The 255-nt window shown below is 58.4% G+C and carries 1 protein-coding gene; it reads right to left on the bottom strand.

All coding sequences use genetic code 11. The features are described from left to right. Nucleotides 1-255 (bottom strand): hypothetical protein (locus NWP14_RS27925; protein WP_375216331.1); only part of this gene is annotated, 255 nt, incomplete at both ends.

The following is a 255-nucleotide window of genomic DNA, read 5'->3' as shown; positions in this document are numbered from 1 at the left end:
GGTGGTGTCGTCCTGCTGTCCGGCAAAAATTTCCAGCCGGTGCAAAAGCGTGTCGATATAGTCCTGGCGTGGATCGGCAAACATGTACGCAATCGCCGGCGCATAAGACAGCTCACCTACAGGCTCCCTCCAGTCCATACTCCACACTGATCCATCAGGATTGTAAGCCAGCGCGCGCAGGGTGTCGGCCATATGCCATAGCGCTGCCGAGGGTACCGGCTTGCCAGCCAGCAGGAAGGTTCGCAGCATCCATTC

Origin of the sequence: Klebsiella sp. C349492, assembly GCF_042055345.1 — a bacterium.
Classification (GTDB): Bacteria; Pseudomonadota; Gammaproteobacteria; order Enterobacterales; family Enterobacteriaceae; genus Klebsiella; species Klebsiella scottii.
The sequence above is the reverse complement of the archived record's forward strand: the minus strand, read 5'-3'. Positions and strand labels throughout refer to the sequence as shown.